22 protein-coding genes are annotated in these 22,104 nt (G+C 44.1%); 8 read left to right on the top strand and 14 right to left on the bottom strand.

What is annotated here, in order from left to right:
* Positions 1-20: 20 nt before the first annotated feature.
* The gene (hxlB, locus tag NYE25_RS19790; RefSeq protein WP_341146656.1) at positions 21-578 is read right to left on the bottom strand and encodes a 6-phospho-3-hexuloisomerase; all 558 of its coding nucleotides are present in this window, start codon (positions 576-578) and stop codon (positions 21-23) included.
* A gap of 7 nt (positions 579-585) precedes the next feature.
* Positions 586-1,218, bottom strand: coding sequence for a 3-hexulose-6-phosphate synthase (hxlA, locus tag NYE25_RS19795; protein WP_341146657.1), 633 nt, complete (start codon positions 1,216-1,218; stop codon positions 586-588).
* Between the two features lie 263 nt (positions 1,219-1,481).
* Between hxlA and NYE25_RS19800 the strand changes: the two genes are divergently transcribed.
* The 6 genes from NYE25_RS19800 (at position 1,482) to NYE25_RS19825 (ending at position 7,090) form a co-directional block, all read left to right on the top strand.
* Positions 1,482-2,873 carry an MATE family efflux transporter gene (locus NYE25_RS19800; protein ID WP_341146658.1) on the top strand — a complete coding sequence of 464 codons (1,392 nt, stop codon included), beginning with the start codon at positions 1,482-1,484 and terminating at the stop codon, positions 2,871-2,873.
* Positions 2,874-3,020: 147 nt separating this feature from the next.
* Entirely contained in the window at positions 3,021-4,697 is a 1,677-nt protein-coding gene (locus tag NYE25_RS19805) for a GAF domain-containing sensor histidine kinase (protein WP_341146659.1), read from the top strand.
* A gap of 16 nt (positions 4,698-4,713) precedes the next feature.
* Positions 4,714-5,406, top strand: coding sequence for a response regulator transcription factor (locus tag NYE25_RS19810; protein WP_341146660.1), 693 nt, complete (start codon positions 4,714-4,716; stop codon positions 5,404-5,406).
* A gap of 151 nt (positions 5,407-5,557) precedes the next feature.
* A complete protein-coding gene (locus NYE25_RS19815; protein ID WP_076284919.1) occupies positions 5,558-6,121 on the top strand; it encodes an NADPH-dependent FMN reductase in 564 nt (187 codons plus the stop codon).
* The gene (locus tag NYE25_RS19820) at positions 6,118-6,585 is read left to right on the top strand and encodes a VOC family protein (protein ID WP_341146661.1); all 468 of its coding nucleotides are present in this window, start codon (positions 6,118-6,120) and stop codon (positions 6,583-6,585) included. Before NYE25_RS19815 ends, NYE25_RS19820 begins: the two co-directional genes overlap by 4 nt.
* A gap of 43 nt (positions 6,586-6,628) precedes the next feature.
* The gene (locus tag NYE25_RS19825) at positions 6,629-7,090 is read left to right on the top strand and encodes a VOC family protein (RefSeq protein WP_341146662.1); all 462 of its coding nucleotides are present in this window, start codon (positions 6,629-6,631) and stop codon (positions 7,088-7,090) included.
* Positions 7,091-7,194: 104 nt separating this feature from the next.
* Here the strand turns inward: NYE25_RS19825 and NYE25_RS19830 are convergent, their stop codons facing one another.
* From NYE25_RS19830 to NYE25_RS19840, 3 genes are all read right to left on the bottom strand, one after another.
* Entirely contained in the window at positions 7,195-7,425 is a 231-nt protein-coding gene (locus NYE25_RS19830) for a cold-shock protein (protein ID WP_042131520.1), read from the bottom strand.
* A 118-nt stretch (positions 7,426-7,543) separates the two neighbouring features.
* A complete protein-coding gene (locus NYE25_RS19835; RefSeq protein WP_019914790.1) occupies positions 7,544-7,744 on the bottom strand; it encodes a cold-shock protein in 201 nt (66 codons plus the stop codon).
* Positions 7,745-8,001: 257 nt separating this feature from the next.
* Positions 8,002-8,280: a hypothetical protein gene (locus NYE25_RS19840; RefSeq protein ID WP_341146663.1), complete on the bottom strand. Its 279-nt coding sequence runs from the start codon at positions 8,278-8,280 to the stop codon at positions 8,002-8,004.
* 239 nt (positions 8,281-8,519) lie between these two features.
* Between NYE25_RS19840 and gdhA the strand changes: the two genes are divergently transcribed.
* Positions 8,520-9,905: an NADP-specific glutamate dehydrogenase gene (gdhA, locus tag NYE25_RS19845; RefSeq protein ID WP_339243929.1), complete on the top strand. Its 1,386-nt coding sequence runs from the start codon at positions 8,520-8,522 to the stop codon at positions 9,903-9,905.
* A gap of 86 nt (positions 9,906-9,991) precedes the next feature.
* On the opposite strand, the gene NYE25_RS19850 is transcribed toward gdhA, so the two are convergent.
* The gene (locus tag NYE25_RS19850; RefSeq protein WP_076284921.1) at positions 9,992-10,705 is read right to left on the bottom strand and encodes an HAD family hydrolase; all 714 of its coding nucleotides are present in this window, start codon (positions 10,703-10,705) and stop codon (positions 9,992-9,994) included.
* A gap of 33 nt (positions 10,706-10,738) precedes the next feature.
* Positions 10,739-13,306: a DUF2339 domain-containing protein gene (locus NYE25_RS19855; protein ID WP_341146664.1), complete on the bottom strand. Its 2,568-nt coding sequence runs from the start codon at positions 13,304-13,306 to the stop codon at positions 10,739-10,741.
* Positions 13,307-13,463: 157 nt separating this feature from the next.
* Between NYE25_RS19855 and NYE25_RS19860 the strand changes: the two genes are divergently transcribed.
* Positions 13,464-14,504, top strand: a complete 1,041-nt coding sequence (locus NYE25_RS19860; RefSeq protein ID WP_341146665.1) for a copper amine oxidase N-terminal domain-containing protein — start codon at positions 13,464-13,466, stop codon at positions 14,502-14,504.
* A 76-nt stretch (positions 14,505-14,580) separates the two neighbouring features.
* Here the strand turns inward: NYE25_RS19860 and NYE25_RS19865 are convergent, their stop codons facing one another.
* From NYE25_RS19865 to NYE25_RS19895, 7 genes are all read right to left on the bottom strand, one after another.
* The gene (locus tag NYE25_RS19865; RefSeq protein WP_081382694.1) at positions 14,581-15,288 is read right to left on the bottom strand and encodes a DNA alkylation repair protein; all 708 of its coding nucleotides are present in this window, start codon (positions 15,286-15,288) and stop codon (positions 14,581-14,583) included.
* Positions 15,289-15,306: 18 nt separating this feature from the next.
* Entirely contained in the window at positions 15,307-16,638 is a 1,332-nt protein-coding gene (locus NYE25_RS19870) for a histidine kinase N-terminal 7TM domain-containing protein (protein ID WP_341146666.1), read from the bottom strand.
* A gap of 92 nt (positions 16,639-16,730) precedes the next feature.
* Positions 16,731-17,252 (bottom strand): YcxB family protein, encoded by a 522-nt coding sequence (locus tag NYE25_RS19875; protein WP_341146667.1) that lies wholly within the window; start codon positions 17,250-17,252, stop codon positions 16,731-16,733.
* 132 nt (positions 17,253-17,384) lie between these two features.
* A complete protein-coding gene (locus NYE25_RS19880; RefSeq protein WP_042131530.1) occupies positions 17,385-17,633 on the bottom strand; it encodes a type B 50S ribosomal protein L31 in 249 nt (82 codons plus the stop codon).
* Between the two features lie 207 nt (positions 17,634-17,840).
* Positions 17,841-18,695 (bottom strand): diguanylate cyclase domain-containing protein, encoded by an 855-nt coding sequence (locus NYE25_RS19885; RefSeq protein ID WP_341146668.1) that lies wholly within the window; start codon positions 18,693-18,695, stop codon positions 17,841-17,843.
* On the bottom strand, positions 18,685-20,781 hold the full coding sequence (locus tag NYE25_RS19890; protein WP_341146669.1) for a cellulose biosynthesis cyclic di-GMP-binding regulatory protein BcsB: 2,097 nt from the start codon (positions 20,779-20,781) through the stop codon (positions 18,685-18,687). Before NYE25_RS19890 ends, NYE25_RS19885 begins: the two co-directional genes overlap by 11 nt.
* Positions 20,782-20,833: 52 nt before the next feature.
* A complete protein-coding gene (locus NYE25_RS19895) occupies positions 20,834-22,084 on the bottom strand; it encodes a glycosyltransferase family 2 protein (protein ID WP_341146670.1) in 1,251 nt (416 codons plus the stop codon).
* Between the last annotated feature and the right edge of the window lie 20 nt (positions 22,085-22,104).

Genomic DNA, 22,104 nt, shown 5'->3' on the forward strand with positions numbered 1-22,104 from the left:
AGGCATTCGTTTCTGTACTCTCACTCTAAATTAGCATGCTTGCCGAACATCTGCTTAGTCGTTTGCCCCGTCTTCTCCATCATCCGCAGAATCACTGCATCGTAAAAGACTAACATCGTCTGTTCGAATAAAGAAGCCATTGGTTGAATCGTGCTGTAGCCTCCGCTGGTCTGATCTTTTGTAGCCCCCGGCAGCTTCACTACATAGCTCGCTAAACGTCCGACGGTCGAGTCCGGCGCAATCGTAACGGCAATAACCTCTGCACCTACTCCTTTGGCCTTCTCTGCCATAGAGATCAGCCCCTTCGTCTCTCCTGAACCCGAACCGAGCACAAGCACATCACCAGGCTCAATACCCGGGGTTACCGTTTCTCCCACGACGTACGCTTCTTTACCGACATGCATGAGTCGCATTGCAAAAGCACGTCCCATCAATCCTGATCTACCAGCCCCGGCCACAAATACCTTATTCGACTGAAGAAGCAGTTCAGCCATTCGTTCAGCCTCTTGATGATCAAGCTGAGAAATGGAGCACTGAAGCTCCTCTATAATTTGCTGCGCATATTTCAATATGTCCATTGTAATCTTAAGCCTGGTTTACTAGACGTTTCATCTCAGCCGCTGCGGCCTTTTGATCAGCCTCACCCGTAATGCCTCCGCCAACGATAACAAGATCAGGATTCGCTGCGATAACTTCCGGAAGCGTACTTAGCTTGATTCCCCCAGCGATAGCGGTTTTAGCCTGTTTAACCACACTTTTAATTGCATTCAAATCTGCAAAAGAATTTTTCCCTTCCGCCTGATGGTCATATCCAGAATGTACGCAGATATAGTCTACACCAAGTGCGTCCACTTCAGCCGCTCTTGCTTTGACATCCTTCACATTGATCAGGTCAACCAGAACCTCTTTATTCGTCTTCTTAGCTTCCTCCACCGCACCTCTAATGGTAGCATCATCAGATACACCAAGCACAGTAACGATATCAGCACCAGCTTCTGCCGCCTTCATCACTTCATATCCGCCAGCATCCATGATTTTCAAATCAGCCAATACCGTCAAAGCAGGAAAAGCTTCCTTTATTGCTTTCACCGCATGCAAGCCTTCATTAATAACGATAGGCGTTCCAATTTCAACGATATCTATATATTCAGCAACCTCTGAGACAATCGCTTTCGCTCCCGCAATGTCCACTAGATCCAATGCTAATTGCAATTTCATATTTATTTGCACTCCTTGTTAATATATTTTAGTAAGTCATGTACAAATTGTAGATCCTTACATCCTTTAAGGGAAGTAGGCACTTTATTGTAATGTAGTTACCTGGAGGATACTAATGTGCTGCTGCCAGCTTTATCTTTGCAAACATTAATAACCTATTGTCATATTTTTGTAAAAGTACTGCATTTTCATGAAAGCTGTGCTAACATTACAGTTTGTTTATGGAATAACAGGAATTTAATCATGATGTAAGAAGGTGTACAATGAAGCACAATAATCACCAAGAATTTAACCTTGTAAAACTAACTTGGCCGATATTCCTGGAACTGTTCCTATTTATGCTCATGGGCAGTGTGGATACTTTTATGATCAGCTCTGTATCGGACGATGCCGTATCGGGTGTTGGCGCAGCGAATCAGATTATCGCGATGGCTATTTTAGTTCTCAGTGTAATTGGTAACGGCGCAGCGATTGTGGTCTCCCAATACCTCGGTTCGAAAAAACCTCTGGAAGCCGCTCAAGTGACCGGCAATGCCATTACTCTAAACCTGTTAGTAGGAATTCTCCTAAGTACGTTTTTGCTGATATTCGGAGGGACTCTACTAACTGCCCTGAATGTAAAAGGGGATATTCTCGTTTACGCTAAATCCTATATTCATATTGTCGGGGGCGGTATTTTTCTCCAAGCATTAATCAATGCTCTGGCGACCACAATCCGTACGCACGGTTTCACTAAACAGACGATGGTCGTATCCTTGCTGATGAACATCATTCACGTGGTGGGTAACTACTTACTCATCTATGGTCATTTTGGACTTCCAGCGTTAGGTGTCGAAGGTGCAGCTATCTCAACGGTTGTCAGTCGGTTTATCTGTCTTATTATTTTCTTCTTACTGCTCTACAGAGTGATGGAGGTACGGGTGAAGTTAACCTATTACATTCATCTTTCCAAAAAATATGTGCAGCAAATTCTCAAAATCGGCATCCCGTCCGCGTTTGAATCGATTATTTATCAATCTTGTCAGCTCGTATTCACGCTGTATATTACCTATCTGGGCGCCGAGGCTATGGCCACTCGTCAATACGCGCTCAACATTTCCAATTATATTTATTTATTCAGTGTAGCCGTCTCCATGGGAACCTCCATTATCGTAGGACATCTGGTGGGAGCTAGGCGCCCCAAGGAGGCCTATACTCGTGTATTCACCAGTGTGAAGTGGGCACTTCTGGTCACAGTAGTAATAGATGTGCTTGTGATCGTCTTCCGGGTACCGCTATTCGGCCTCTTCACAGATAACGAGAACATTATTCTGATGGGGGCTCAGGTTATACTGCTTAGTTTCTTCCTAGAGACCGGGCGTACAACTAATTTGGTCATCATTAACTCACTACGCGCCTCGGGCGATGCGAAGTTCCCAGTATATATGGGACTGATCTCCATGGTCTGTATGAGCTTACCCCTTGGATATTTTCTGGTATTCCAGCTTAACCTAGGATTAGCCGGTGTGTGGATTGCCACTGCGGCTGATGAGTGGACAAGAGCTGTCATTATGTATTTCCGCTGGAAGAGTCGAGCTTGGGAGAAACATGGACTGATTCAGCACGATGATGTAGAACACAGCACGCCTTCCACTACCCCTGCAGCTGTAAATTAACCAATTTATTTAGGTGGTTCTCTAAGGTCATACCAGATCTTAAGGGTCCACCTTTTTTATCGCTTCATGATTACATAAATATTAGAATGAATGAAGCATTCTACGTTACAATAGATAGAACGTAATTAATCTAAAGGGGAGAACCTCATGTCGGAAGAAACCGGGATCCACGAGTTATTGACGCTCAAGACGATTGCGGAGACCTTAAACAGTTCCAATGAGCTCAAACCGATGCTCGATACAGTTATGGGCAAGCTGTTAGATCTAACAGGAAATACGGCAGGCTGGATCTTCCTGAGCGAAGAGAATATGGAGTATGAATTCGCCGCAGATCGGGGTTTACCGCCAGCGCTGCAGCGGGACAATAAACAGCCGATGCAGTGTGGAAGCTGCTGGTGCTTAGACCGCCTATGGGACGGACGGCTAGAGCATGCTGTTAACATTCTAAACTGCAAGCGGCTGAGTAATGCCAGGCAAAATAACTGGGGCGATACATTAGGGATCACCCACCACGCCACTATCCCACTGCATTCAGGCGATCGCTACCTAGGACTTATGAATGTAGCTGCACCGGGCAAAGCACATTACCCCGACAGTGAGCTGGCTCTGCTACAATCCGTGGCCCTGCAAATTGGCAGTGCCATTGAACGCATGCAGTTATATAGCACCGAGCAGCGCCGTGCCAATCTGTACGCCAAATTAGGGGAGTTCAGCGCTGCTTTGAATATAACGGCAAGTGAATGCATCTCCCCAAGCATTCTGGTGGAGAAAACCACCGCCCTGATTGGCCAATATTTCGATTGGCCTTTTGCAGCGATTATTGGACAACACGAAGGCAAATTCGAAGTACATGCAGCCGCTCATGCAGCTAATATAACACCTGAATTAGCTCCTTTTGAGCTCTCGGATTCCTTTAAGAATCGTCTAAGGGATATTGCAAAAGGACAGCGCTTCGCAACATTAACCTCTGACGAAGAACAGGAAATTACAAACTCATGCTGTTCCGAACAGCCTGTTACAGAGCGAGTTGTAATGCTTGCCGTCCCCTTTCGGCAGATTACTGCACATGGTTCAGCCATTCTACTCATCACCTCGCCTAAAGCACTCGCCTCCGCAACCGCAGATGGAGAAGTACTCGAAGCGATTGCCGAGCACATTTCAGCTACACTGGAAAGTGTACAGCTCGGAGAGAAGCGCCGCGAAATCGCGCGTCTGGACGAGCGGAATCGACTGGCCCGTGACCTCCACGACTCGGTGAACCAGATTCTGTTCTCCCTCTCGATGACGGCCAAAGGTGTAGAAAGCATGCTGCAGCAAGAGCACACCTCCCATCCGGCTGCTGAGGCTGTCCGCGATATTCAAGAGCTCTCTCAATCTGCACTCAAAGAAATGCGCGCTTTAATCATGCAGCTTCGTCCCGCAGGACTGGAAGCCGGGTTATTGACCGCGCTGCAGGCTCACGGTCAGCAACTAGGGCTGTTGATACAGACAGAGCGCAGCGGTGTACTCGAACTTCCCCGCAATGTGGAAGAAGGACTGCTGCGCATTGGTCAAGAAGCACTTAATAATGTACGTAAGCACTCCGGAGCTTCTAAAGCTGAAGTATCTCTACATTTAAACGCTACCGAGGTGATACTGAGCATTGCCGATCAGGGCAAGGGCGGTGCCAAACGGCGCTGTAATACAGACACCAATGAATCTCTCGGCCTGCATATTATGAAGGAAAGAGCTGAGGCGCTCTACGGCCATATTCATATTTACAGTGAGGAGCACCAAGGCACAACGATTGAGGTAACCATCCCTTTGCCCCTCCAATCCACATGAAGTCGGGTGATCACAAATGACAATAGGTTTATTACTGGTTGACGATCATGCAATGGTTCGTCGAGGGCTACAAGTGTTTCTCTCGACACAACCGGACATCAAGGTTATCGGAGAAGCATCGAACGGCCGCGAGGCACTAGAGAGAACGGCTGAGCTCCAGCCGGATATCATATTAATGGATTTGCACATGCCCGTTATGGATGGCATCGAGACGGCTAAACAGCTACGAATCTCCCATCCACAGGTCAAAATCATTGTGTTGACCTCCTTTTCAGATCAGGATCATGTACTCCCTGCTATCCGCGTAGGGATCAAAGGATATTTGCTAAAAGACATAGAACCAGAAGCGCTGGTAGTCGCCATCCGTAAGGTACAAAGTGGTCAAGTTGAGCTGCATTCCGCAGCTGCCAGCCAACTGATGGATCTAATGGCAGCTTCTACACCAGAACAACTGAATGTTAGCAACTCAGATCTGAATGGATCCAGTACTACATCGGTTACAATCACCGGATCTGAGCTTCTTACTCCGCGAGAGCAGGAAGTGTTAGACCTCATTGCACTAGGTATGAGCAACAAAGAGATTGCCAGTAAGCTGGTCATCACCGAGAAGACTGTTAAGACACATGTCAGTCATGTACTGGGAAAGCTGAACTTATCGGATCGGACTCAAGCTGCCATTTTTGCATTGAAAAGCGGCTACAACTCATAGCGCCACAGCTCATCTACAACTATAGTCTTAGACGCTCAGCACAATGGCTGAGCGTTTTTATTATGCAGGTTCATTCCATGTGCTGACGTCAACAAATGTCGATTCAGCTATCATTGGTTTATAGCAATCGACCTTATAGGAGTGGATACAGATGAAAGTCATGATCCTGACAGGCAGCAATCGAAAAGAAGCGACCAGCACAAAGTTGGCAGAGCATGCCGCACATTTTATTAATCAGCAAGGCGAACAAGTCACCCTGTTTAATCTCCATAAACGCCCACTGCCCTTTTATTCACCAGATGAGTCTTACGCGGAGCATGAGCATCTAAGCGCTCTCCATCAAGAGATGCTAACTGCGAACGCAATCATCCTGATTACCCCGGAATACCACGGTTCCATGAGCGGCGTGATGAAAAATGCTCTCGACCATCTAGGCCAGACGCACTTCAACGGCAAAGTGGTATTGTCTGCTAGCTCTGCAGGTGGAGCTGTAGGTGTAAGCTCATTGCTTCAATTGCAGGCGGTTGTACGCAATCTACATGGGATTAATACGCCAGACTGGATCTCCATCGGCGGGATGCAGCGCAAGCGGTTCGAGGTTGAATACGACGGGTACGAGGGTGGTCAAGAAATTGAAGATCGCATTCGCCTAGTCTTAGAATCATTCCTAAATTTAGCTCGCAAAATCAATAGCCCGGCAGGTGCCGCCCTATGATCAAAGGACTGTTTGAAACCCATCTGAACGTGACTAACCTTGAACAATCTGCTCATTTCTATGAACATGTTCTAGGACTACCCTTAGCACATTCGGAGAATACTGAAGGCCGCAAGCGGCGATTTTACTGGATTGGAGAAGATCGTAATCAGGCCATGCTGGGGATTTGGGAGAAGGCACCTTCCGAGGTTGTGCGTCAGCACTTTGCTTTTCAAGTAACGCTTGAGGATTTGAAGCAGTCAGTATCCTACCTAAAGGCCAAGGGGATTCAAACCTCTAACTTCCTCGATGATGATAAGGGACAATTGTATGTATTTGGCTGGATGCCAGCCGTATCCGTGTATTTCAGTGATCCAGATGGTCATTCCTTAGAGTTCCTAGCTGTACTGTCTGATTCACCCAGACCTGAGCTAGGAATGGTACCCTGGAAAGAATGGGAACTAATACATGGAAGAACCTGGTAGTTATTATAAAATTCAGGCTAAGCCTGCACGAGGAGACGAGAATATGATAAAAGGACTATACGAAGCACATTTACCAGTAAGTAATCTTGAGGTATCTATCGAATTTTATGAGAAATTGGGATTAAAAATGGCCTGGCGGGATGAGGAAACTGCATTCTTCTGGATTGAGGAAGGTCGGAGTTGGATCGGCATTTGGGAAGGAAAGGAAGTAGCAACGCCATACCACCCATCTTTACGGCATATTGCCTTCCGCGTAACTTATGAGGATCTGAAGCAATCATTGCAATGGCTGCAATCCATTGGGGTAGAGGCTGTTCCGTTCCGTAATCGAACTTCCGTTGAGCCTTTTATTCGAGCTTATCAAGGGAATGCTTCTGTGTACTTCAACGACCCGGACGGCAACAGCCTGGAATTGATGTGCCATGTAGAGGTTCCTGAGCATTTGAAGCATCTCTCAGAGAATATCATCTTAACCGAGTGGGAGAAATTGCTCGACCATAAATAAAAATACTCAAACAAAAAACAGCTGCCCACCATCAAGGGTCCAGCTGTTTGAGTATGTTAGCTGCTTCTATTTAACCATCTCTAGCATGGTTTTAGTAAAGGCTGTTACTTAATCGTGATGCCTTTCTTCATAGCCTTCATATCTGAATTCGTGTTCACAAGCATTGGTAGTATCTTCATACTTCTCGTCATGGGAGAGTTACATTGCCAGCAGGTAGGTACGTACTGAAATGCAAAGTTATCGCGCATCCAACCGGTGCAACCTTCCTTGGTACAAGACCAAATGGCTGTGTCTTCCTGCGGAAGATCCTCCAGTGCTTTTTTACGAAAATACATAAGTACCCCTCCTTGGATCGAATCGAGACGATTTCGCCACCCTATTAGGGGCAGATTCATAAGATGAAAAATAAAAAAGCTGCCCTCAACTTGTGTTAAGGGCAGCCTAATTTTCGAATTACAGTTTTACAACGTTTTCGGCTTGTGGTCCACGAGCGCCTTGAGTTACGTTGAACTCAACGCGTTGGCCTTCGTCCAAAGATTTAAATCCGTCGCCTGTGATTGCGGAGAAGTGTACGAATACGTCGCTTCCACCTTCAACCTCGATAAAACCAAATCCTTTGTCTGCATTAAACCATTTAACTGTACCTGTTTGCATGATATTACCTCCAATATTTTATTTAACACATGTCCTTTTATTCCTACGTAGTGTACGAACAAATAAAAATTCACACATTGGAAAAGGACTCATACGCACAAATGATAACCTTTTACAATATGTGAATTAAGGGTTAAATTTATGATTAACTTCATTGTACCACACTAAATCATTGAATGCAATGTAAATGCCTACTTTTTTCATTCCGGCTCAATATCCTCTATATTAAAGGCTTTAGAGCCGGAAATGTGCACGGGTTAATCGATGTATCCTGCCAACCCTTTATCCATTAAGTAATCCATCTCCGCATCAAGAATCGTCTCCACTGTGATTTCATCCAGCTTCACATCACGCTGGCCAACAACATAATCAACCAGATCATCATTGTCGATGTCTACCTCGCCTTTGGCATTGGCCTTGGCGTTATTGATAAAGGTCTGTTCATGCTTCAATACTAAACGAATTAATTTAGAATCTACTTTGGTTTTGGCAGATAATACGGTTACTAATTCCTGCTCGTTTAATTTGTCACTCATTTTTCAAATTTCATCTCCCTACAATTATTACATCTCCATTGTAGCATATTTCACGCTTTAACGCGTCATTACGCGAAGTATACCGCGGTTTGTTCACACTTTTCTTGCTATCACAGGCTCTGCAACATTCCACTTCAGGTAAGTTATTTAATAAAAACAGTTGTGAGGAACATTGACTTGTGCCAAAATATAAAAAAAGTGTTGGACCAAATTGAATACTAGAAAAGGCGGTTGAATTCATGAGCTCTGTATCTTCCCAGCAATTAGACACAAACAGCAACAAGGCACATCGTTATATCGAAGACGTATACGCACAGGTTGTTGCGCGTAATCCTTTCGAGCCCGAATTCCATCAGGCTGTAAAGGAAATCCTTGAATCTTTGCTTCCAATCCTGGCTGCTGAACCTAAGTATCAGGAAAATGCCATTCTGGAAAGATTGGTTGAGCCAGAACGTTTGATTATGTTCCGTGTTCCTTGGACAGATGATCAAGGCAAGGTCAGAGTTAACCGTGGATATCGTGTACAGTTCAGCAGTGCCATTGGACCTTACAAAGGTGGACTTCGTTTTCACCCATCCGTTAATGCTAGTATTATCAAATTCCTCGGCTTCGAGCAAATCTTCAAAAACGCTCTTACCGGCCAACACATCGGCGGAGGTAAAGGTGGATCCGACTTTGATCCTAAAGGAAAATCCGAAGGCGAAATCATGCGTTTTGCACAAAGCTTCATGACTGAATTGCAAAATTACATCGGTCCTGACCAAGACGTTCCTGCAGGAGATATCGGTGTAGGTGGTCGTGAGATTGGCTACATGTACGGACAATACAAGCGGATCCGCGGAGGATATCCGGCTGGCGTATTGACTGGTAAAGGTATTGGTTATGGCGGAAGTCAGGCTCGGACAGAAGCTACTGGTTACGGTACAGTTTATTTCGTAAACGAGATGCTGAAAGCAAAAGGCCTTTCCTTTGAAGGAAGTCGCGTTGTTGTTTCCGGTTCTGGTAACGTAGCGATCTATGCGATTGAAAAAGCTGTACAGCTAGGTGCAACAGTCGTAGCTTGTAGTGACTCCGCTGGATATATCTATGACGAAAACGGCATTAACCTCGAAACTGTCCGCCGCCTGAAAGAAGTCGAAAGAAAACGGATAAGTGAATATGTGAATGAACACCCTAACGCTGTGTATACCGAAGACTCCACGCAAATTTGGACTATTCCTTGTGATATCGCCCTTCCGAGTGCTACTCAGAATGAGATTGATGAAGCCATGGCATTGAAACTGATTGAGAATGGTGTTAAAGCAGTAGGCGAAGGCGCCAACATGCCATCCACCCTTGAAGCTATTCACCAGTTCCAAGAAGCTGGCGTGCTATTCGCACCTGCCAAAGCTGCTAATGCTGGCGGCGTAGCTGTATCTGCGCTTGAAATGGCCCAAAACAGCATGCGTATGTCCTGGAGCTTTGAAGAAGTTGATACGAAACTGCATGAGATCATGGTTTCCATCTATCAACAGTCTGTAGATGCATCCGAGCAGTATGGACAGTCCGGCAACCTCGTTGCAGGAGCGAACATCGCTGGATTCAAAAAAGTAGCCGATGCTATGTTGGCTGAAGGCGTAATTTAATCAATAATAAACAAACGGCGTTGTGATCATACGAAGTCCCCGTAACCGGTGAGTAAGAAGCCGGGGACGGGGACTTTTTAATTCAACTATGAGTTCCAACCTGGGATTTGCCGCAAACCACCATCCCATATAGAATACGTACTCTTCACAACCATATCGGACGGTGAAGAAGCCGTGTGAATGTAACAGGAATCAATCCCTGCCTTCAGAGCCCCCTCAATATCCGTACGAGGATCATTTCCAATCATAATGGCTGAGCTCAAATCCGCTCCGTACCTTTCAACTAAATAGCGATAAAATAGCGGATCAGGCTTGCTCACCCCTGCTTCCGAAGAGATCGCAATGCCATCAAATAGATGTATGATTCCGAGCATAGTTAACTCTGCCTCAATAAATGTCTTCTGCCCGTTGGAGAGCAAGAATACTTTTTTGCCACGTTCTCTTAACGTTTGTAGAATTTCAGTCACACCCTCATATAGAGAGATATGAAGCATCGATAACGTCCGTAGCCACCTCACGGTTTCATATAACCACGCTTGATCCGGTTCTCCACCTAATTGACGGGCCACAGACCGAAACACTTCCTCCATTACGAAATCCGGATACTCGCAGCTCCGTGCGGCTTCACCAAGTTGAAGATCCCGCTCCCGCAAAAACCGTTCTTGCAGTTCACCACCTGATATAGAGAGTCCCTGATATCCGAAATGGAGAGCCAACCTTTCCCATACCTCAGATTGCTCCTCATCGGTCTCAATATCAATCAGTGTACCGTACAGATCGAAAATATAAGTCTGATACATCCCTGTCTTCCTTCCCATGATTCACATTGTAAATTACCCCTTAGTCACATTCTCCGTCGCTGCCTGCCCCTCCTCCATTTTGTTTGACACCTTTTGATAGAGATAGGAGATCCCGAGCAGGCAAATCCCAAAGCTGGCATAAGCGATAATTTTACTTCCGGTATTCAGTAGTCCAAGATCGTATAGCAGCAGCTTACCTGTCGCCAGAAGCGTTAATCCAAGGCCGAAGCGCCGGATATACACATATCTTTTGCGGAAGCCGTACATGATGAACAGAACTGCTATCAACAGATACACAAGACTAAATATTAATCCCGCATCGCTTAATTGCAGCTGTACCCCTAGAAAAGCGGTGATGATTCCGAGTAGATACACTCCCATGAAGACAGGATAGATTTCCATACTTTTATACTCACGTTTAAGCAAGGTGATCAGCAGATCACGTCCACTAAACCACACGAAAATATTGAAGATAATGAGTATACCCAGTGCGATATAATCAGCCCCGGTATTACGTGAAAGATCATTCTGCAGGCTTGGCAAGCCTACTGTAATCACCAAACAAATAGCGTAGCCGATCCCAAAGAGAAGTGTTACAAAATACTTAACAATCGTGTCATAAAGCACCCTTACCTTTGGCAAAACATAGGCCAGAACAATAGTTAACAGAGCGGACAACAGCAAATTATAGAAGGTTCTATGCGAGAAATCCTCCGGTACAGCCAGACGATACAGTCTTCTCGATTCATACAAACCATAGATCCAGAAATTCAATAATGCCGCGTATTTAAACCACAGAGCTAAGGTGATTTCGTAAGGCTCACTGCGCTGTAGGACATCCTTTCGATTATGCTGAACGGCGTACCATACGGCAATGATCAGCATACCTGCAGTAATGAAGACATATTTTAGCGGAAAATAGACGTCTGCGGAATTCAACCATTCATTGGCTATACTGAGCTGCATTGGTACATTTAATCCGAAGAACACCGCAAGGCAAAGCGTTAAAATACCCCAGCCTGCCCTTTCCATCCCTTTAAACCGATTCAGATTACCAAACAAGGTAAGCACAACGCCTTCAACCAACCAGCCAATGGACCACCAAGCCGCTCCGAATTGGAACGGAATCATCAGAATACCAAAGGTCAGCGAAGTAGCGTAGAACAGCAGCATGCTTTCTTTTTCTTGTGGCATCAGCTTTTCAAGCCCTCGTCCAAGCCCTAGATACAGCAGACAGAAGAGCAGCGCCAGCGCACCATTGTAATCCTTGAGCCCTGCATCCAGAAATAGAAGATACAAGGTAAGACAGCTAATAAACGTGTTGCATCCCAGTAGAGAGAAATCCCACCAAGACAACTTGGAGCGATACTTGAACGGGTACCATAACGTAATGCCCAAATACATCGCAAAAGTCAGCACCGCATAAATCATATTCATTCCGTTGCTATCCGATAACGCTATTAATATCAGCATGGAGGGTGTATTAAATAAGTAGCTGATGTAATTGACCACGTTCCAGCGTTTGCGGAAGGAGATCAGTAGAATGAATAAATTCAGAAGAAACAAGTAGCCCATTGCCACATAAACTGCGTTGCCTGAAAGTCCGAAAGCCCCAAGATAAGAATATAGTGGCAGGTACCCTCCGATTAAGCCCAAAGCACAAATACTTCGTGATTCATACCTTAAAGACAGGAGCACCGCAGTCAAAGTGACGAGCACGGATAAGGACAGCCCTACATAAATACTGATAATATCCAGTAAAAAATAGCTATAGAAAATAGAGCCGTACAGCACTGAAATCCCGCCGCCAAGTAGCCCTAAAGCGAACGTCCCTTTTCCTTTGCGGTATAGCCACTCCCCGCCCCCTAACATCAGTAAACCCAGTAGGAAAAAGGCGCCTCCCTTCATATAACCGGTGAACCAATTGGAATAGGAGTATCTGAATGCTGCTCCCACAGCCAAGATCAGCAACAAGATCCCAAGCTTGTTAATCCAGCCTAGTCCAATTTTCATTTCGATCTGATTTTGTTTTCTTCGACGCTCCAATACTTCTTCACTGATCTCTTCTGAGGCAAAATCATGTAATCCGTTATCCATTCTGGAGTTCAGAGCAATTTCGGATTCCCTCAGTCTTTGTCGCTGCGCTAGTACACGCTCATTTAACTCCGCCGACAACGCTCCAAGTCGACTGGATAACTCCGCTTTATCCTCACCGAGCTGCCTCGCGGCTGTTTGGTACAGCTGCTGAATATGACGCTTTGTGTCCATCTCAAAAGCCGTCAGCCGGTCCGTATGGGCAAGGCTTTTAGAGGCAAAATAAGTCTGCAGCTTCTGTCTGGACAGACTAAGAATGCCAAGCTTCTCATCTAAAATTTGTTCCGTTAGCGTAACTTTTAGCTCTGTATTCTCTTCTTGAAGCTTCCCTACCTGAGTCTTTAACTCCACTAAAGCAAGCTTATGTTTCTCATATTGCTTCTTTAAGTGTTCATTCTCGTTGACCAGATCGTGACTTTCATATTCCGCGATCAGAGCTTCATATTCCTTAATAAGCCCGTCCTGCTGGACCTTCATAAATCTAAGTCGATCTTTGAATGACTCCATAGCGCCTCCTAATGTGAGCGATTGTTAATATTTCCATTTTACTACAAACGGAAGGATCTCTTACTCTTTTTTATGCAAAAAACTGCAACATATTTGAGGGATGTCCCGTCTAGATAATAACAACACTAACAAATGAAATTAAAAGGAGCTCACAACTATGAACAACATTTTAAAAACAAGTACAGTTCTTTTAACTTTGTCCCTAGCACTATCAACAGGAGCAGCCTATGCCGCACCAACAACAACTTCTGCCAAAAATGATGCTGCTCAAACTACCGTTAGCGCTAACCAAAAAACATTTGCGATTGAAATCAACGGTTCCGCTCTGAAAGAAACAGGCTTCCAAACTACAAATGGCAAAGAGCCTATGGTGCCACTTCGTTCGGTTACTGAAGCACTTGGCTTTGAATTGACTTGGAATGGACAAACTAAATCCGTTGATCTTATCAATGGTGCTGTGTTCACTACAGTGAAAGCCGGAGAAGATCGCTATAGCATTAATAAAATGAATACTACGCTTGGAACTGCACCACGATTGGTTGACTCCATTTTGTACGTTCCAGCTTCCTTTGTAAGTGAAATCATCCACCACAACATGACAGTGAAGGGAGATTCCATCGTGATCACTGCTGCTAATCAGGAAGAGCATATGACCAAGACTGGCGTGATTACAGCTGTCAATAATGAGGGCAAATACCAATCCGTTCAGATCCAGGGTGTAGGCACAGATGGCATCGTACTGAATGTAGGTGAAGATACGACTATCGAAATGGCAGACGGTACTAAGCTTGCTCTAAAAGATCTTCATATCGGTATGACCGTAAAAGCAGAGCATTCCATGATCATGACCATGAGCCTGCCACCGCAAACTCCAACTTACAAGATCACTGTTCTAGATGAGCAGAAACAAAATGATCTTTTGGGTACTGCAGGTACCATTGAAGAAGTTCAAAAAGACGATGAAGGAAACATCAGCATCACCGTTAAAGGCAGTGGCCTGAACGAACAGTCACAACAAGAAGTAGTACTTCGCATTAGCAAAGATACCGCGCTAATTAATACCGATGGCAAAGCTGTAAACAGCAGCGAGCTTGTAAAAGGCGCAAAAGTTATAGGATTCTACAGCCCTATGCTGACTAAGAGCCTGCCACCAATCGGCACAGCTGCTAAAGTCGTAGTAGATTCCGTTCAACAATAAGAGCATTTAAAAAAGGCCAGTTCTCGGATTACGGGAACTGGCCTTTTGATTGATTATTTTTAGCCTGAGAACTCTGCTAACAAATACAAGTCTTCTTCTTCACACCAAGCTTTCCAGCCTGTTCAACCTTAGCAATATAATCTACAGCCAGTGGTACTTTACATGCTGTTTGTCCCATTTGTACCTGGACCTTTCCAATGCTTGCAGCAATCTGCGTCGCCTCATCATGCAGTTCGGTTACGCTGCTGGCGGCGATAATTACAAACATATTCATCGTGTAACGAACTCGATTCCGTTCCTGATGAATGGTAGATTGTATTTGCTGTAGTAGCTTTCTGATCTCAGCGATGTCTAGCAGATCATCCGGCGTAACTGAAATGTAATTCCCATAAGTACTCCAGCCACAGGTGGCCACCATTTCATCCGATGAAGAAATCCATTCTCTTGCAAGTTCTAGTGCGTAAGGGCTCTCTGCAGCGACAGACGCTACCGTATATTCCGCTATTCCAGAGCAGTAAGCTGCCACTACCCAGCTTTGAAGCTCTTCCTTCGTAAGCGTCTTGGGGTCAACTGTAAGCCCTGCCAAATACATCGCATCATAATTCCCCGTCTGATACAAAGCGCGAGCTAGACCTTGGTCTTTCTTGATATCCTTTACCAGCTTCTTCATGTCCCCTATCCGTACTCCAAATAAAGGCTCCTTAGCACCATGTCGTATGAAGGTACGCTTCGTCTGCTCTGTACCCATTTCCTCAAGCTTACTCATCACTTCATTAATTGTCAGATTCATTAGAACACCTCTTTATCCCTTCATCGCTTCTCTTAAAATGGGCTCACGACCCAGCGTTACTCTATTCTTGCCCGAATTCTTGGAACGATATAACGCTTCATCCGCTTCCCGATATAAATCTTCGAAAGTCACCTCTCTGCGCTCTGTAAAAGAAATTCCGATGCTAGCGGTAAGCTGAATGCTATCGTGTTCGTTCAAAATTATTTTATAATCACTCATCGTAGTGCGAAAATCCTCTGCTTCCATTAAGGCTGCACGTTTATCCTCAGCAAAAAAGCATACAGCAAACTCCTCGCCCCCGACTCTTCCGGCAATGCCTTTGTTTTGGTACACCTGAAGTATTTTATTCGAGAAATCAACTAATGCCTGATGTTCAGTGGCTATCAAGGAAACCCCATAACAAACCTCTCTTATTCCAGTACATACAATCTCAAACTGTCCTTCGGTCCTTTGACTATAATGAGCGCCAATGTCCTTGTGATGCCTCATAAAAAGATCAATATTTTTCCCCATCCAGGTCTCATTCGATATCCCGGTAATCTCAAACAAAATGGAGGTTGCAGCCTCATTTATACCAATGATACTATCATTCCGGTCTGTCAAAACTACGCCGTCTTTCATATGCTCCAGGATTTTAATTTTAGTTAAAGGATAGATCGTAGATTTGGAGTCAATGAATAAACACAAATAAGCCGCTATAATTGCGGGTAGATAAGTGAAGGCCGTAAAGCCTGTAAGCGTGATCTTCAACAAGGGAAGCAAAAAAACAGAAACGACCGGAACAAGTAACCCGGCAAATAGGAAGAACGCACGTCGCAAAAAAGCTCTCGGTCTATTCATTAAGGAAACACCTAGCAAGCAGACCGCATATAGACCAAATAGCTGATCATAAGCAATAAAAGCCATGCTAAGAAGCGTAGGCTTTACAGTAATTCCACTAACACCCGCAACAGTGGCCATGCCCACTTCACTACGCATTAGATGATGATAGGTATCCGTAAAAATAAGCAGTACGTCCAAAGCAATTGGAATCGAGAAAATAGCAAGTTTTACAGGTAGGTGTTCCGCGGAAGGAGACACGTATTCTTTAACGACAGCATAAGTAAATAAAGCACTTAAAAAAAGCGGAGCCTGCTGCATATTCTTCCACCACAGCTTAGCCTGAAAAGAGGATGACATAATCTCTCCCGCCGTTGCAATAAATATGAGGCTGACCAGTAGCATTAAGATCCACAAATAACGTCTTCCTGCCGACTTTCGATGTCGATAGGAGCTGATGCCCATGTAAAAGCTTAGAACACTACCCATTAATAAGTAATACGGATATCCTTGAATCCACGGCATGCCATATTTCTCCTATTTTTCAAGTCGCTCCTATCATTATATCCTAATCAATCCTACAAATGAATCAACAAATACCAGCACATCTGTACACCTTACGATTTGAACTTTACTCGATGGGAGAACATATACTTTCTGGCCAAGTCCTTAAATCCATCTTTATCTTGTACCGACTGAAAGTACCGTTTAGGGATAATCAGCGCTCGATTAGAAGACACAAAAAACACGAACAGGTTCATCGTTTCACCTATTTTATGTATCTCTTCCCATTTCACTTGCCCGGAACCTGCCTCAGATACGTACTTTATACCCTCATCTGATACGGAATAGCTCTGAGGCTGCTGGGCTAAACTGTCTGTTGCGAAGGCTTTTTTAGATTTTTTGGTCAAACTTGATTTGGTCATATACCATAAAACAGCGGCAAGAATCACAGCAGTCACAGCAAGGATTGAAATATTTTTAATACTGTAATCCTTAGTAATTAACAGCAAAATCACAAAATAAGCAACCACACTGAAAGAGCTAAGTATAATACGGCTATTCAAGCTGAACCATAGGTTAAACTCCTGAACGTCCTCACTCTTAAGGACGGTATCTACTTTTATTTCATTTTCCACTACTAATCGCTCCCCTGCCACTATCGAAATTTGTCAATTCCATTTCATTCTAACATGTCTGAACACAAAAAAGGGACATCCCTGAAGCGATCGCTTCTAAATGGGTTGTCCCTTTTTAATCCGTAAGGATTCTTATTTCTTTTGTGCAAGACGTTGTTTGAACTTGTCAACACGGCCGCCTTGTTCTGTATCTCTTTGTTTACCAGTGTAAAATGGGTGGGATGCGGAACTTGCGTCCACGCGGATAACAGGATAAGTGTTACCATCTTCCCATTCCATTGTTTCATTGGATGATTTTGTAGATGCACTCAAGAATTTGAAGCCTACGCTTGCATCCATGAAAATAACCTTGTTGTACTTTGGATGTATGCCTTCTCTCATTCTGATCGTCCTCCTTCTGAACAAATTAGTGGAGCCTTTATGGTAAATTAACCAAATGATCTGTAGGTTTATCTATAAGTATAACCTAATAAACGTAGGAAAATTCGTAAATCTTACGATTTAGACCACCACTCCATCATACGTGAAATCGACATGTAAAGTCAACTAATATCCGATATTCCTTATATTCCCTTACGTTCAACTGACTTATACATCATACTCCAGTTGTTTTTTAGCCTGAACAATAAAATCTAACGGGTTCTCAATAGTGCTGGATTGATATTCTACAGCACCTATTTTGAGACCGAGGCTAACTTTATACTTTTTGACAAATTCAGTGTCATTAAGCTCTTGAAGCTTCAATTTAATCCGCTCGATCACGATTTTTGCTCCATCGTTGTCGGTGAACAGCAGAAGGCCCCATGTTGCGTCATCTTTGTCCAGTAAATACAATGCATCATTGGTACGAATGCTGGCCTGACTGAGCTGAGATACGTCGTGAATGGCCTCAGCCAGCTTATCTTCGGGAATAATACGTCTAATCTCATTCCAGTATTTCACTTTCACTACTAGCAGTGTGAGTGGAATCTGATATCGAGTCGAAATGCCTGTAAATAAGGCAGCATCCTTCTGAAAAGAAATACTATTTCGCAAATCTGTGTTCTCGTCGATGATGGCCATATTGGCAGTCTTATTCTCCAAACGCTGATTCTCAGCCTGCAGCTCACGATTGCTTAGTGTAAATATCCACAGTACCACTGTTAATAATGGGGTCATAATTAGCCAGAAGTAAGTATTCAGTCCAATTGTCTCTCCCAAAGATATCGTCTGATACATCGTGTAGAAGCCGTAAGCAAATATAAACACCAGGTTCAAGACCAACCCTGCGGTCACCGTTGTAAAATACGTAACAATCGCCAGAATAAAAGCCACATTTAAAATGATAATATTCTGGATATAATCGTCAGGTGCCCCTGAAATGAAGACAATACTAATAAAAAGAAGCACCAGGAACGATAAGAGAGCGATATCTGAAACTAAACCGCTGCGATTACGTCTCACGCTTATCACCACGTTTCTTCATATGTTTACGAAGCAGCAGGATCAGCGATAGAATCACCAGTGTCAGCACCAGCACAATTACGATAATGAAACTCAGCACGTCCGTTCGTTCCGCTATTTTTTTAACCACGGAATCCTCTGCTGCTCCAGTAATGATCTTGAAACGGTGCGCATTGACATTACCGTCCTTATCAACGATTACCCCATCGCCAAACACCTTCCATTTATCCCGCTCTGTTGCGATCAACTTCGACGCCAAATAGTACTCTTCAGAGTGGGCTCCCGTAACAGCAAGCAATCCCCGTCCCGCCTCAAATGGTGATTCAATCAGCTGCAGTGTTCCAATTTGAGATCCGTAATGATCTTCAATACTCATCTTCTCATTGGAGCGAATCGCTGTTCCGTTCCCGTTATATTGAAAATAGAGCTTATCATTATGATCACGGATGATCTTATTATTCTTATACGTGCCTATGGCGATGACATTATTATTCTTCAAATGATCAGCGCTAATGTTATCCGTGTAGAACTGAATGTTGCCTATATTTCCGCTAGCGTATTTTCCCAGTAGATTAAATACATTAGCTAAACTCAAATATGAATAATCATCCATTTCTTGTGGTAGTACGACTGCTACTTGATTGTAAAGTCCGTCACGTATGAACGGATACGGATAGTTATTAAACAAAAGATCCGTACGATCCTTAGTATTAAGACGCATTACAGAATCTTTACTGATATACGCCCACGGCATTTGTTCCTTATCTAAAGTACATTCGGCTCCCTTCAGCTCCAAATCAAAGGCTAAAGTTACCGTGAAATTACCAGAGATATTCAAGCTTTGGGGAACTGGAAGATCCAGCTTATCGCCATTCGCCAGCTCTTTGGTCAGCTTCTTGCTGCCAATGGGTATGTTGTTGATGCTGACAGTCACTAATGAACGGTCGAAATCTAAATTCTGTGCATAACGAAAATCCAATCTGATTCTGCCTGAATCTGCAATCGAGCGGTTAGAGGGCAGTGCAACAAAGTATGTCTGCTCCTGATGACGTGCCCCAGTGAGTTTATCACCCGTTTCTGTAAGCGTAATATTGGAGCTAATCGAAAGGGGGGGTGCAGATACTTCTGTAGCATCATCGACCACCTTTAAATCACTGCTGATTTGACCCAATAACTCTTGATTCGCAACAAAACGGCCTGCTTTAATCAGTAAGTTCTCATCCTTCGAGGTTACGACAAGTGTCGGCTGAGTATCCTTATTCACTAACTGCAGCAGTGCATGTGTACTTAAATCTTCAGAGGTGCTTAGCTGAGCCTTGAGCCCACTTGGTACTCGGTCATACATAGCTACCAGTACAACCGCAGCTTTATTCTTCACCGCATCTGACCGGTAGGGAAGCATTGGAATCGTTCTATTGTCCAATGTATTCCCCTTCACAAGCCCGGAGAGCGCATAGGTAGCCGACTCCAATTCTGCCCCTGTGCTTTTATCCGGTACGGTCAGCACACTATGATTCTTCGTTAAGGTATCAACGCCAGAGAAGCGCTCGCTAAAGTCACTAATCCCTCCAGTCAAGGGCTTCGGCGTATACATCACGCTAATACTGGATGTATTAAACAGATGCAGCCAATTATCAAAATCATAATCGACAGAACAAGATTGTTCATCTGTATAGTTCGACTGCAAATAGCCCTGAATTCCAAGCGTATTGGTTCCTTTTTTTAGAAACCCTTTAGGTGCCTGAAGGACCAGCTGTTGTTCGCCATTATCTTTTAGAGAGGGTCTAAATGTATAGAATGGGCTGCCATTTAGCGTTAAGGTAACGCTAGAAATCTGCTCCTTGGTAATTTGCGAAATTTGAAAGTGCAGGTTAATTCTGATCTCATCCACATTCCAATAATCCATGACCTCAAAATATTGCTGCTGAGCACTCGAACCCTTTAACGCAGTATCTGTTCCTGTGAAAGACGTTGTGTAGGTTAATCTAGTATCCTGAGGCGGAGCCTCGGCGGCTGCAACATTCAATTGAATTAGAAAAAGAGAGAGGCTGGTTAACAGTATAACCATTTGTTTTTTCATCATCATGTTCTGTTTCTCCTGTGATCACATATTTCTCATATTACTTCTTTGTTCGTTATTAATAGCGTTCAGTCTTATACCACTTTGCTTCTCTTTTGAAGATGAGATCTTTGGCGTAAAGATATAATCCGTAAGCCGCGACAACCATCCACAGCTGACAATAAGAGACGTACATTAACATTACGATCCATAAATTGGACAAGCTCATCTCGCCCTTCTCTGTCGTCAACGTTATGAAAGTACCTACAACGAATAAAATGATGGCGAGCAGCCAGAGAAAATTGCTAAGCCCAGCAATAGTAGTATGTACATAGCCCAAAGCATGCAGGATGAGCAGCACATCCGAGGTAATTAACGAAATCAGCAATAAGAAGTAAATCGCTAAAAAATAAAGAATATCGAATCGGACTTTTGCGGCGGATTTATCGAACAGCAGGGGGATATTTTTGACAATGACATAAATGTTGCCCTTAGCCCAGCGCGTTCGCTGCTTGAACCAGACTTTTAAGGTCTGTGGCTCTTGCTCCCATGTGGCCGATTTCGGCTGGAACTTGATCCGATAACCCATCATATATATTCTGAAGCTGATTTCTGTATCTTCGGCTATCGCTTTAACATCCCAGCCACCGATACTTTCTACGATAGACCTGCGCATAATAAAATTAGTGCCGGGAATGGTGCATAACTTGAACAGCTTCCAGCGTCCCGCTTGCGCCATCCATTGAAAGGACAACGTCTCAATATTAATAAACCGGGTAAGTAGGCTTGCGTTACGGTTACGGGTTCTAAACTTACCGATTACTGCGCCTAGGCTAGAATCATTCATGATCTCAGCAACCAGATAACGTAAAGCCGTTTTTTCAGGAGTGTTGTCTGCATCATAAATCGCAATTAACTCCCCTTTGCAATGGGTGAAGCCTATATTCAGCGCATTCGATTTCCCTTTGCCACCAGTAATCGCATCCGTATTAATAACGATCAGCTGCCGCCCCGGATTTCGGTTTTGGATATCGGCCAGCAGTTCAGCACTATTATCAGAGGAATTATCATTAATCACAATAATCTCATATCGATCTTCCGGATAATCAAGCGCTAGCAGAGACTCCACCGTCTTACAGATTACTACCCCCTCATTGTGAGCAGGAACCATAATTGAAACCAAAGGATATTCGCCCTCTATCTCTGGTATGTCCTCATTTTCAGATTTAATGTAATATAAATAGCCTGCGATAATGAGGGTCACATTCACCAGCAATAGAGACCAGATACAGATCACTGCAATTACCATCAGTATGTCTGAAATCGTCATAGGATCCTCCAAATCACGAT

Origin of the sequence: Paenibacillus sp. FSL E2-8871 (genome assembly GCF_038000345.1) — a bacterium.
GTDB lineage: Bacteria > Bacillota > Bacilli > Paenibacillales > Paenibacillaceae > Paenibacillus_AQ.

Excerpts from the sequence above, each read along its gene's own strand:
- NYE25_RS19800 (WP_341146658.1), top strand. The coding sequence starts at position 1,482 with ATGAAGCACAATAATCACCAAGAATTTAACCTTGTAAAACTAACTTGG.
- NYE25_RS19810 (WP_341146660.1), top strand. The coding sequence starts at position 4,714 with ATGACAATAGGTTTATTACTGGTTGACGATCATGCAATGGTTCGTCGA.
- NYE25_RS19820 (WP_341146661.1), top strand. The coding sequence starts at position 6,118 with ATGATCAAAGGACTGTTTGAAACCCATCTGAACGTGACTAACCTTGAA.
- NYE25_RS19830 (WP_042131520.1), bottom strand. The coding sequence starts at position 7,425 with ATGTATTTTCGTAAAAAAGCACTGGAGGATCTTCCGCAGGAAGACACA.
- NYE25_RS19880 (WP_042131530.1), bottom strand. The coding sequence starts at position 17,633 with ATGAGAGAAGGCATACATCCAAAGTACAACAAGGTTATTTTCATGGAT.
- NYE25_RS19835 (WP_019914790.1), bottom strand. The coding sequence starts at position 7,744 with ATGCAAACAGGTACAGTTAAATGGTTTAATGCAGACAAAGGATTTGGT.
- NYE25_RS19860 (WP_341146665.1), top strand. The coding sequence starts at position 13,464 with ATGAACAACATTTTAAAAACAAGTACAGTTCTTTTAACTTTGTCCCTA.
- NYE25_RS19895 (WP_341146670.1), bottom strand. The coding sequence starts at position 22,084 with ATGACGATTTCAGACATACTGATGGTAATTGCAGTGATCTGTATCTGG.
- NYE25_RS19825 (WP_341146662.1), top strand. The coding sequence starts at position 6,629 with ATGATAAAAGGACTATACGAAGCACATTTACCAGTAAGTAATCTTGAG.
- NYE25_RS19850 (WP_076284921.1), bottom strand. The coding sequence starts at position 10,705 with ATGTATCAGACTTATATTTTCGATCTGTACGGTACACTGATTGATATT.
- hxlB (WP_341146656.1), bottom strand. The coding sequence starts at position 578 with ATGGACATATTGAAATATGCGCAGCAAATTATAGAGGAGCTTCAGTGC.
- NYE25_RS19840 (WP_341146663.1), bottom strand. The coding sequence starts at position 8,280 with ATGAGTGACAAATTAAACGAGCAGGAATTAGTAACCGTATTATCTGCC.
- gdhA (WP_339243929.1), top strand. The coding sequence starts at position 8,520 with ATGAGCTCTGTATCTTCCCAGCAATTAGACACAAACAGCAACAAGGCA.
- NYE25_RS19805 (WP_341146659.1), top strand. The coding sequence starts at position 3,021 with ATGTCGGAAGAAACCGGGATCCACGAGTTATTGACGCTCAAGACGATT.
- NYE25_RS19890 (WP_341146669.1), bottom strand. The coding sequence starts at position 20,781 with ATGATGATGAAAAAACAAATGGTTATACTGTTAACCAGCCTCTCTCTT.
- hxlA (WP_341146657.1), bottom strand. The coding sequence starts at position 1,218 with ATGAAATTGCAATTAGCATTGGATCTAGTGGACATTGCGGGAGCGAAA.
- NYE25_RS19815 (WP_076284919.1), top strand. The coding sequence starts at position 5,558 with ATGAAAGTCATGATCCTGACAGGCAGCAATCGAAAAGAAGCGACCAGC.
- NYE25_RS19870 (WP_341146666.1), bottom strand. The coding sequence starts at position 16,638 with ATGCCGTGGATTCAAGGATATCCGTATTACTTATTAATGGGTAGTGTT.
- NYE25_RS19855 (WP_341146664.1), bottom strand. The coding sequence starts at position 13,306 with ATGGAGTCATTCAAAGATCGACTTAGATTTATGAAGGTCCAGCAGGAC.